Raw genomic sequence first — 9,424 nt, 5'->3', positions numbered from 1 at the left:
GGCCGTGTCTCAGTCCCAGTGTGGCTGGTCATCCTCTCAGACCAGCTAGAGATCGTCGCCTAGGTAGGCCATTACCCTACCTACCAGCTAATCCCATCTGGGTTCATCCGATGGCGTGAGGCCCTTTCAGGTCCCCCACTTTGGTCTTGCGACATTATGCGGTATTAGCCACCGTTTCCAGTGGTTATCCCCCGCCCTCGGGCAGATCCCCAGACATTACTCACCCGTCCGCCGCTCGTCAGCAAAAGCGCAAGCGCTTTCCTGTTACCGCCCGACTTGCATGTGTTAGGCCTGCCGCCAGCGTTCAATCTGAGCCATGATCAAACTCTTCAATTTAAAGTTTGATGCTCAAAGAATTCTGACTAATTATTTCGTAATGAATTAACTGTTGTTCACTCTTCAAGACTTTAAAACATATTTTTTTGTGATACGGTCTTGTGAGTGCCCACACAGATTGTCTGATTAATTGTTAAAGAGCAGGCTGAAATAAAAAATAATATTCTCGTTCAGCCGGGCTGCGTATACTACGCTTTTCGCCCGCAGAGTCAAGCACTTATTGGCTGGTTCTCCGCCCGACCTCACAATGTTTATCAGCGTTGTGTCGGTCAGTGGTGGCGCATTATAGGGCGTTCTTTGGCGCTGGCAAGCATTTAATTACAAAAAAAATCCATTCGAACACAAATTAAGCAAAAACAAGGCTAAATTGCGATTTAATGCGCAAAATGATAAAAAAAGAGGCAGATTCCTGCCCCTTATTTCTCGTTAATTTTACTCTCTCGTTAAATATAAAGTTATTGCTTTGCGACGATATGGCTATTTTCCACATCCAGAGTAACTGGTTTTCCTGGCAATAGTTGGCCGGAAAGTATCTTGTGAGCTAGTGGGTTTTCGATTTCCTGCTGGATAGCTCGCTTCAATGGCCGTGCTCCATAAACAGGATCGAACCCGGCTTCCGCCAATATTTCCAACGCTTGCTGAGTCATCGTGACCTGATAACCACGTTCTTCCAATCGCTTGTATAAACGTTGCAATTGGATATCTGCAATCGCAGACAAATGCTGACGCCCTAATGGATGGAATACAACAGCTTCATCAATACGGTTAATAAATTCAGGTCTGAAATTATGGCTGACAATTCCCATCACGATATCTTTCATTTCATCATAATTTAGACTACCAAAACGCTCCTGAATCATGTCCGACCCGAGATTAGAAGTCATGATGACAACCGTGTTACGGAAATCGACAGTACGACCTTGCCCATCAGTCAATCGACCATCATCCAACACCTGTAATAAGATATTGAATACATCCGAGTGCGCTTTTTCCACTTCATCAAGCAGAATAACGGAGTAAGGCCGACGACGAACCGCTTCTGTTAGATAACCACCTTCTTCATAACCAACATATCCCGGCGGTGCTCCTACCAACCGTGATACGGCATGTTTTTCCATAAATTCAGACATATCGATACGCACCATTGCATCATCGCTGTCAAACAGGAAATTCGCTAACGCCTTACACAACTCAGTTTTACCAACACCCGTTGGACCAAGGAACAGGAATGAGCCAATCGGACGGTTTGGATCAGCTAATCCAGCACGACTACGGCGAATCGCATTAGATATTGCATCGACTGCCTCATCCTGACCAATAACACGTTTATGCAGCTCTTGCTCCATGCGCAACAGTTTATCTTTTTCACTCTCAAGCATTCTGGCAACAGGAATCCCCGTCCAACGAGCAAGAATGTCTGCAATTTCCGCATCGGTAACTTTGTTACGAAGCAGTTTCATATGCTTACTTTCAGCTTGTGTGGCTGCGGCAAGTTGTTTTTCCAATCCAGGTATTTTTCCATACTGAATTTCAGACATCTTCGCTAAATCACCACTGCGGCGTGCCTGTTCTAAACTGATACGGGCATTTTCCAATTCCGCTTTTATGTGCTGAGTACCCGTAAGTGCTGCTTTTTCAGCTTTCCATTCTTCTTCTAGTTCAGAATATTCGCGTTCTTTTACGAGCAGCTCTTCATTAAGCATTTCAAGCCGTTTTTTACTGGCATCATCAGACTCTTTTTTCAGCGCCTGCTGTTCCAACTTCAATTGGATAACCCGACGTTCCAGACGGTCCAGCGCTTCCGGTTTTGAATCCATTTGCATACGTAAACTGGCACCCGCTTCATCGATCAAGTCGATAGCTTTATCTGGCAACATACGGTCTGAGATATAACGATGAGATAATGTTGCTGCCGCGACAATTGCAGGGTCAGTAATTTGTACATGATGATGTAACTCATAACGCTCTTTCAGACCGCGCAAAATAGCGATAGTGTCCTCTACGGAAGGTTCTGCAACATAAACTTTTTGGAAACGGCGTTCCAGCGCTGCATCTTTTTCAATATATTGACGATATTCATCCAGTGTTGTTGCACCAACACAGTGAAGTTCACCACGGGCCAAGGCGGGTTTTAACATGTTACCAGCATCCATTGCACCATCAGCCTTACCGGCACCAACCATAGTATGCAATTCGTCAATAAACAGAATGACATTGCCTTCCTGTTTAGCAAGGTCGTTCAACACACCTTTCAAACGCTCTTCAAATTCACCACGATATTTAGCCCCTGCTAATAGCGCGCCCATATCCAAGGAAAGGACTCGCTTATTTTTAAGCCCCTCAGGAACTTCACCATTAATGATCCGTTGAGCAAGCCCTTCCACAATGGCTGTTTTACCAACCCCGGGTTCACCAATTAAGACCGGGTTATTTTTAGTACGGCGTTGTAATACCTGAATGGTACGGCGAATTTCCTCATCACGGCCAATCACCGGATCAAGTTTGCCTTGTTCAGCATGTTCAGTCAGATCAATAGTGTATTTTTTCAGGGCTTGGCGTTGATCTTCCGCTCCCTGATCATCAACTTTTTCACCACCACGCATTTGTTCTATTGCCTTAGTGATTTTTTCTTTTGTTGCGCCAACAGCTTTCAATATGTCACTTAATGTGCCACGTTCTTCCAATGCTGCCAGAACAAATAATTCAGAGGAGATAAAATTATCCCCGGCTTTTTGTGCCAGTTTGTCACACAGATTTAAATGACGAACTAAGTCATTGGATGGTTGTACATCACCACCAATACCCTGTACCCGCGGCAAACGTTCTAAAGCCAGCTCAAGCTGATTGCTGAAACGGCCTGCATCGATCCCAATTGACGTTAATAATGGGCGAATAGAGCCACCCTCTTGTTTTAACAGTGAACTCATTAAGTGAATTGGTTCGATGAACTGATTATCATGCCCAAGTGCAAGAGACTGGGCGTCAGCGAGAGCAAGCTGGAATTTATTAGTAAGACGATCCAGACGCATAACACCTCCAATAACTATTCAGAATTTTGCTACTGGAGATTAAATGAGGCCATTCCTCAAATATTCAAGGTTATTCTGAAAAGCAAATTGTGAGATATTCTCTTATGCGCCAACGGATCGCCCTACGGGATAGGTTATATCAGCCAGATTAAAGTTGCCATACGTCCGGTGATCCCATCACGACGATAAGAGAAAAATTTCTCTTTATTACTGACAGTACATTCATCCCCGCCAAAAATCGCTTTCACACCAACAGATTGCAATTTTAACTTTGCCAACAAATAGATATCCGCTAAATACTTTTCGCCAAAAGGTATAAAAGCTCGACTCAAATCAGCATGCTGGATAGTGAACGCTTGCAAAACTTCATTGCCAACTTCAAATTTTTTCGCACTCATTGCCGGCCCTAACCAAGCTTGGATCTGATTAGGTTTAGCTTTAAATTGAGCGATAGTGTTTTCCAGTACGCCAGCACATAAACCTCGCCACCCCGCATGGGCAGCCGCAACCTCATCACCAGCAGAACTGCAAAATAGTACAGGCAGGCAATCTGCTGTCATCACAGCACAAACCTGTCCAGGAATATTGGTATAAACAGCATCAGCTCTATTATCTTCCAGTGGCTGACCATTGAGTCTCACAACACGCGTACCATGAACCTGTTCTAACCAGACTGGTTGCTGAGGCAGTTCTGCCATTTTCGCTAAAATATGCCTGTTTTGTTCAACAACATCAGGTTTATCACCAACATGCTTACCCAGATTCAGGCTATCGTAAGGTGATAAACTTATTCCCCCTAAACGGGTAGAACTACAAGCTTTTACTGTCGTCGGTTGTGGCCAGTTTGGAAAAATAAGCGCGGTCATTTACCAATCCATTTCGTCTTTAAACGCTTCTGCATCTGCTTTTAATGCCTTAATCAGCATCACCATATCTTCAGGTAATTCAGCGTGCCATTCCATTTCAATGCCGGTTATCGGATGATAAAGACGCAGCATGGTGGCGTGCAATGCCTGACGATCAAAGTTGCGCATTACCTCGCGAAACTCATCAGAAGCCCCTTTCAAAGGACGAGGACGACCACCATACAAAGGATCGCCTACCAATGGGTGACTGATATGAGCCATGTGAACACGTATCTGGTGTGTTCTGCCGGTTTCCAATCTCAGGCGTAGACGAGTATGTGCCCTAAAATGTTCCATTACCCGATAATGGGTAATCGCCGGTTTGCCCATTGGATGCACTGCCATATGTGTTCGTTTTGTTGGATGACGAGAAATGGGCTCTTCAACCATTCCACCTGCCGTCATACAACCTGTCGCTACCGCTTCATATTCACGGGTAATTTCGCGCAGTTGGAGTGATTCGACTAAACGCGTTTGAGCGGGAACCGTTTTAGCAATGACCATCAGCCCTGTCGTATCTTTATCAAGACGGTGAACAATGCCTGCCCGAGGAACATCGGCAATTTCAGGATAATGATATAACAGTGCATTCAATACCGTACCATCTGGGTTTCCTGCTCCTGGATGGACGACCAAATCACGCGATTTGTTTATGACTAGAATGTCATCATCTTCATAGACAATATTTAACGCAATATCCTGAGGTTCCCAACGCGCATCTTCTTCAATGATGGCATCAATGGCAATTTCTTCACCTCCCAGCACTTTTTCTTTTGGCTTATTGATTAATTTGCCATTAACCTGAACTCTGTCATCCAAGATCCAATCTTTTATGCGTGATCTTGAATAATCAGGGAACAATTCAGCCAAAGCCTGATCTAAACGTTGACCGAGCTGAGATTCGGCGACTGTTGTATTAAGTCGTATTTGTTGTGCCATATATTGTTTCTACACTTACGTTGAGTTTTGACGGCAGAGCCGTTTAATTTAATATAGTGTGCTATTGTAACTCGATCTTTTGCCGGGAGCTTCATGGATAGTCTCCCAGAAAAACACTCAGAGGATAATCAACACGTGATGATACGCATAAAATATCTGGTGGCGGCAGCCACATTGAGCCTGGTACTTTCCGGGTGCTCTGGTAATAAAAATGCTGTCCCCGACAGCCCACCTGCGGAAATTTACTCTAAGGGCCAAGAAAAGCTGCAAAAAGGTAGCTATCCCGATGCGATCAAGCAATTGGAAACCCTCGATAATCGCTATCCATTTGGCCCCTATTCGCAGCAAGTACAACTCGATCTGATTTATGCTTATTATAAATCCTCTGACTTGCCAATGGCTCTCGCTTCCATTGACCGCTTCATACGCCTGAATCCAACTCACCCCAACATCGATTATGTTCTGTACATGCGTGGATTAACTTCACAAGCCTTAGATAACAGTCTATTGCAAAGTTTCTTCGGCATTGACCGTTCAGATCGTGATCCTGAACACGCCAGAGTAGCATTCAAGGATTTTAGCCAATTAGTACGCTATCATCCTAACAGCCTGTATACTGCCGATGCCATTAAGCGTTTAATGTTTATCAAAGAGCGCCTGGCAAAGTATGAGCTTTCTGTTGTGGAATATTATAACAAACGTGGCGCCTATGTCGCGGTGGTAAATCGGGTTGAACAAATGTTACGTGATTACCCTGATACACAGTCAACTCTCGAAGCACTGCCTTATATGAAAAAAGCTTATACACATTTGGGTTTAATCGCTCAGGCAGATAAAGTAGCAAAACTCATTGCTGCTAATCCGGTATAAAAAAATAGACAATAAAACAGCGGTTAGTGCCGCTGTTTTATTTTTACTTATCAAATCCCAAAAAGACCGCTTATCAATTAGGATGAATAAAAGACTCAACTTGTCAATAGTGTCTCATTAGCTTCAATCCTGCAATAGATATTCTTCGTATTTTTACCACTAATCACAATTACTTCAACTAGTTGCCTCATGCTTGATCAAATAGTGATTTAGATCACCTTTTTCATGAAAAAGAAATGTATGCTGAAATTATTGAAGGTGGATAATCAATAATGAGAGGTAACTATATGATAGTAAATATTACCAGTAAACAAATGGAGATTACCCCGGCAATTCGCAACCACGTCGAAAAACGGCTAAACAAACTAAATAAATGGCAAGTAAATCTGATAAATCCTCATATTATTCTATCAAAAGGGCCTCAAACTTTTAGGGCTGATGCAACCATAAGTATACCAAATGGTATGCTAGTTGCCGGGGCAAAGCATGAAGATATGTATATTGCTATCAATGAATTATTAACAAAACTGGAGCGCCAATTGAATAAAGTACAGCATAAGGGAGAAGCACGCCGTACTGACAACAGTGTTAAAGAATCAAACCTTAACCTAGAAACACCACTAGAAACAGAACCAGAAATATCACAATAAAATAACAATGACTTGCCTCTAACGCGTCCAATTTGGACGCGTTTTTTGTTGACAGAAACAACAACATAAGGTTAATTAACAAAAATCACCGTAAACCCTTGCCCAGCACGGACGGCTGCTAATGAGATGGGAAGCTTCGCCCGATTGGGCAAAAAGCAGTCACACAAACTATGAATATGAGAATATGATGAATACAAGCCTCCACATCGGGAGGCTTTTTTCTGTCCATTGCAAACCGATTATTATCAGAATGTGAATAACCCATTAGGAACCTATTTATGGATCAAAGTAATTTGTTAAAAATACGGGAAAAAGTCAGCGAACTTGATTTAAAGTTACTGATTCTATTAGCAGAGCGTCGCCAATTAGCGTTTGATATTGCACAAACTAAGTTACAGGATAATCGCCCTATCAGAGACAAAGATCGCGAACGAGAACTATTAGATATTCTAATTAAAAAAGGAAAAAACTACGGGCTTGACGGTTTTTATATCTCTCGTCTCTTTCAGATGATCATTGAAGATTCCGTCCTCACTCAACAAGCACTATTGCAGCAACACCTAAATCAAACACCCCAAGATTCAGCGCGTATTGCATTCCTCGGTCCTAGAGGTTCCTACTCTCATATCGCAGCTCGCCAATATGCCGCACGCCATTTCAATCAATTAATTGAGTGTAGCTGCCATAAGTTCCAGGATATCTTCTCCTTGGTTGAAACAGGCCAAGCGGATTACGGAATGTTACCCATTGAAAATACCAGTTCCGGTTCCATCAATGATGTTTATGACTTGTTGCAACATACCCATTTGTCCATTGTGGGAGAAATAACCATTCCTATTGACCATTGCCTACTCGTTGCAAGAGACACAACGCTATCAGAGATCAAAACGGTTTACAGTCACCCTCAACCATTCCAACAATGTAGCCAATATATTAATCAATTCCCACATTGGAAAATTAAATATTGCGAAAGCACTGCCGCAGCGATGCAAAAAGTCGCCGAACAGAATTCACCAGAAATTGCAGCTTTAGGGAGTGAAGCGGGCGGTGCACTTTATCAATTACAGGTTCTGGAACAGAATCTGGCAAATCAATCACATAATATTACTCGTTTCATTATTGTTGCCCGTCAGCCTATTGAAGTAGCAGAACAAGTACCGGCCAAAACGACATTTATTATGGCAACCGGACAGCAAGCAGGAGCACTGGTAGATGCGCTAATGGTGCTGAAAAAACATAATATTATCATGAGTAAGCTGGAATCCCGCCCGATCAACGGAAATCCGTGGGAAGAGATGTTTTATATTGATGTCCAAGCTAATATTCGTTCAATCAATATGCAACACGTCCTGAAAGCATTGGCGAAAATCACTCATTCATTAAAGGTATTGGGATGTTACCCAACAGAAAGTGTGATACCGGTTAACCCCTCCTGATTAAAAAGAACCGGGTATTAAAATACCCGGTTTAGATTAGCGTTTTAACTATACCCTACGGATTTCAAGATGCATCGCGACGGCAAGGGAGCGAATCTCCGGGAGCATAGATAACGATGTGACCGGGGTGAGCGAGTGCAGCCAACAAAGAGGCAACTTGAAAGATAACGGGTATATCAATGAGAAAACTTTTACTGCCTTTAACCTTTCGGTTTAAAGGCTTTTTATTTATTCCGTAAACCCCGACTTTCTCAGATTAAATAATATGGATTATCGTTTTTCACGCCATCTAAAAACAAGGGATTAAAAAATTTCCACTTATTCACGTAAGCTTAAATACGTTTTATCTGAATGTGATAAAACCGGTATTAATAAAAACCACATTTTATCTATCACCACGGTTTTAAAACTTGGGAAAAAACCGCAAGCATATCGTGAAAAAGAAGGCAAAAACTTTAATCATTAAAGGTAAAACAGAAATGATTAAAGCTTTTTTAAAGCCAGTAAAAAATTCGGTGTTATACTGACGTTGGAAGAGAAAACATCAGAAAATACAGGTTTTAAACTTATTAACAAGGTGACAAAATGACAACATTAACCATAGAACAAGAATATGGGATTATATCAAACCATTTATCAAGAATATCCACATTAAGAAGATTTGCTCAAACAAAAGACGTTGAATGGTTAGAAGATGTTTACAAAGCATTAGAGACCGTCTTGCAAGACAACAAAGAAACCTTCAGATTAATGAGTTTAGAAGCGGAGCAAAAAGAACAAAAACGTTTAGAAATATTAAGACTGATTGAAGAAAACGGCCTTGATCTTAAGACCATTAACATACCTGTTACCGTCTCTAGTTTTAAACCTAAAAAATCAAATGCAGGAAAAGGAAAGACGAGAAAACCTAAGTATCAGTTTAATGAAAATGGAGAAGTTAAATACTGGTCAGGAAACGGAAAAAAACCATCAGGTTTACAAAAACTACTCAATGAAGGTCATTTATTAAATGAATTTTTAATTCAAAAATAAAAAACCTCAGAATGAGAATAGCCTCACAAGTTTTAATCTTATTTACTTTCCTTTTTTGCTTGCATTCGCTTTTTGGGGCGATCGCAAGCGCCTTTTTATCGGTGATTAACTCGGTTATTAATCAAAAAAGTGTTAAAAAAACAGGTATCCATTAATGCCAATTTTTTAAAAGGTAAAGAGCATCTAAATAAAGCCTATTCCCACCATATTTAATTTCTTCATCAGCG

The 9,424-nt window shown here is 41.7% G+C and carries 7 protein-coding genes and 1 rRNA gene; 4 read left to right on the top strand and 4 right to left on the bottom strand.

Going from position 1 to position 9,424, the window contains the following annotated elements; genetic code table 11:
• The 4 genes from SLS51_RS12390 to rluD all read right to left on the bottom strand — a co-directional run.
• Positions 1 to 336 (bottom strand): 16S ribosomal RNA (locus SLS51_RS12390); the annotation flags it as partial.
• A 455-nt stretch (positions 337 to 791) separates the two neighbouring features.
• Positions 792 to 3,365 carry an ATP-dependent chaperone ClpB gene (gene clpB / locus SLS51_RS12385; RefSeq protein WP_323838833.1) on the bottom strand — a complete coding sequence of 858 codons (2,574 nt, stop codon included), beginning with the start codon at positions 3,363 to 3,365 and terminating at the stop codon, positions 792 to 794.
• A 134-nt stretch (positions 3,366 to 3,499) separates the two neighbouring features.
• Positions 3,500 to 4,231, bottom strand: coding sequence for a purine nucleoside phosphorylase YfiH (gene yfiH / locus SLS51_RS12380; RefSeq protein ID WP_323838831.1), 732 nt, complete (start codon positions 4,229 to 4,231; stop codon positions 3,500 to 3,502).
• On the bottom strand, positions 4,232 to 5,209 hold the full coding sequence (gene rluD, locus SLS51_RS12375) for a 23S rRNA pseudouridine(1911/1915/1917) synthase RluD (RefSeq protein ID WP_323838830.1): 978 nt from the start codon (positions 5,207 to 5,209) through the stop codon (positions 4,232 to 4,234).
• A gap of 138 nt (positions 5,210 to 5,347) precedes the next feature.
• On the opposite strand from rluD, the gene bamD reads away from it, so the two are divergent.
• The 4 genes from bamD (at position 5,348) to SLS51_RS12355 (ending at position 9,197) form a co-directional block, all read left to right on the top strand.
• Entirely contained in the window at positions 5,348 to 6,079 is a 732-nt protein-coding gene (bamD, locus tag SLS51_RS12370; RefSeq protein WP_323838839.1) for an outer membrane protein assembly factor BamD, read from the top strand.
• Positions 6,080 to 6,366: 287 nt separating this feature from the next.
• Entirely contained in the window at positions 6,367 to 6,729 is a 363-nt protein-coding gene (gene raiA, locus SLS51_RS12365; RefSeq protein ID WP_323838828.1) for a ribosome-associated translation inhibitor RaiA, read from the top strand.
• A 278-nt stretch (positions 6,730 to 7,007) separates the two neighbouring features.
• Positions 7,008 to 8,165, top strand: a complete 1,158-nt coding sequence (pheA, locus tag SLS51_RS12360; RefSeq protein ID WP_323838826.1) for a bifunctional chorismate mutase/prephenate dehydratase — start codon at positions 7,008 to 7,010, stop codon at positions 8,163 to 8,165.
• A gap of 585 nt (positions 8,166 to 8,750) precedes the next feature.
• The gene (locus SLS51_RS12355) at positions 8,751 to 9,197 is read left to right on the top strand and encodes an H-NS histone family protein (RefSeq protein ID WP_323838824.1); all 447 of its coding nucleotides are present in this window, start codon (positions 8,751 to 8,753) and stop codon (positions 9,195 to 9,197) included.
• Positions 9,198 to 9,424: the final 227 nt, after the last annotated feature.

It is taken from the genome of Photorhabdus africana, assembly GCF_035181445.1.
GTDB classification, from domain to species: domain Bacteria; phylum Pseudomonadota; class Gammaproteobacteria; order Enterobacterales; family Enterobacteriaceae; genus Photorhabdus; species Photorhabdus laumondii.
Note: the sequence above shows the minus strand (reverse complement) of the source record. Positions and strands in the feature narration are given on the sequence as shown.

Bases quoted from the DNA above. Each gene is read 5' to 3' on its own strand.
- SLS51_RS12355 (WP_323838824.1), top strand. From the start codon at position 8,751: ATGACAACATTAACCATAGAACAAGAATATGGGATTATATCAAACCAT.
- clpB (WP_323838833.1), bottom strand. From the start codon at position 3,365: ATGCGTCTGGATCGTCTTACTAATAAATTCCAGCTTGCTCTCGCTGAC.
- rluD (WP_323838830.1), bottom strand. From the start codon at position 5,209: ATGGCACAACAAATACGACTTAATACAACAGTCGCCGAATCTCAGCTC.
- pheA (WP_323838826.1), top strand. From the start codon at position 7,008: ATGGATCAAAGTAATTTGTTAAAAATACGGGAAAAAGTCAGCGAACTT.
- bamD (WP_323838839.1), top strand. From the start codon at position 5,348: ATGATACGCATAAAATATCTGGTGGCGGCAGCCACATTGAGCCTGGTA.
- raiA (WP_323838828.1), top strand. From the start codon at position 6,367: ATGATAGTAAATATTACCAGTAAACAAATGGAGATTACCCCGGCAATT.
- yfiH (WP_323838831.1), bottom strand. From the start codon at position 4,231: ATGACCGCGCTTATTTTTCCAAACTGGCCACAACCGACGACAGTAAAA.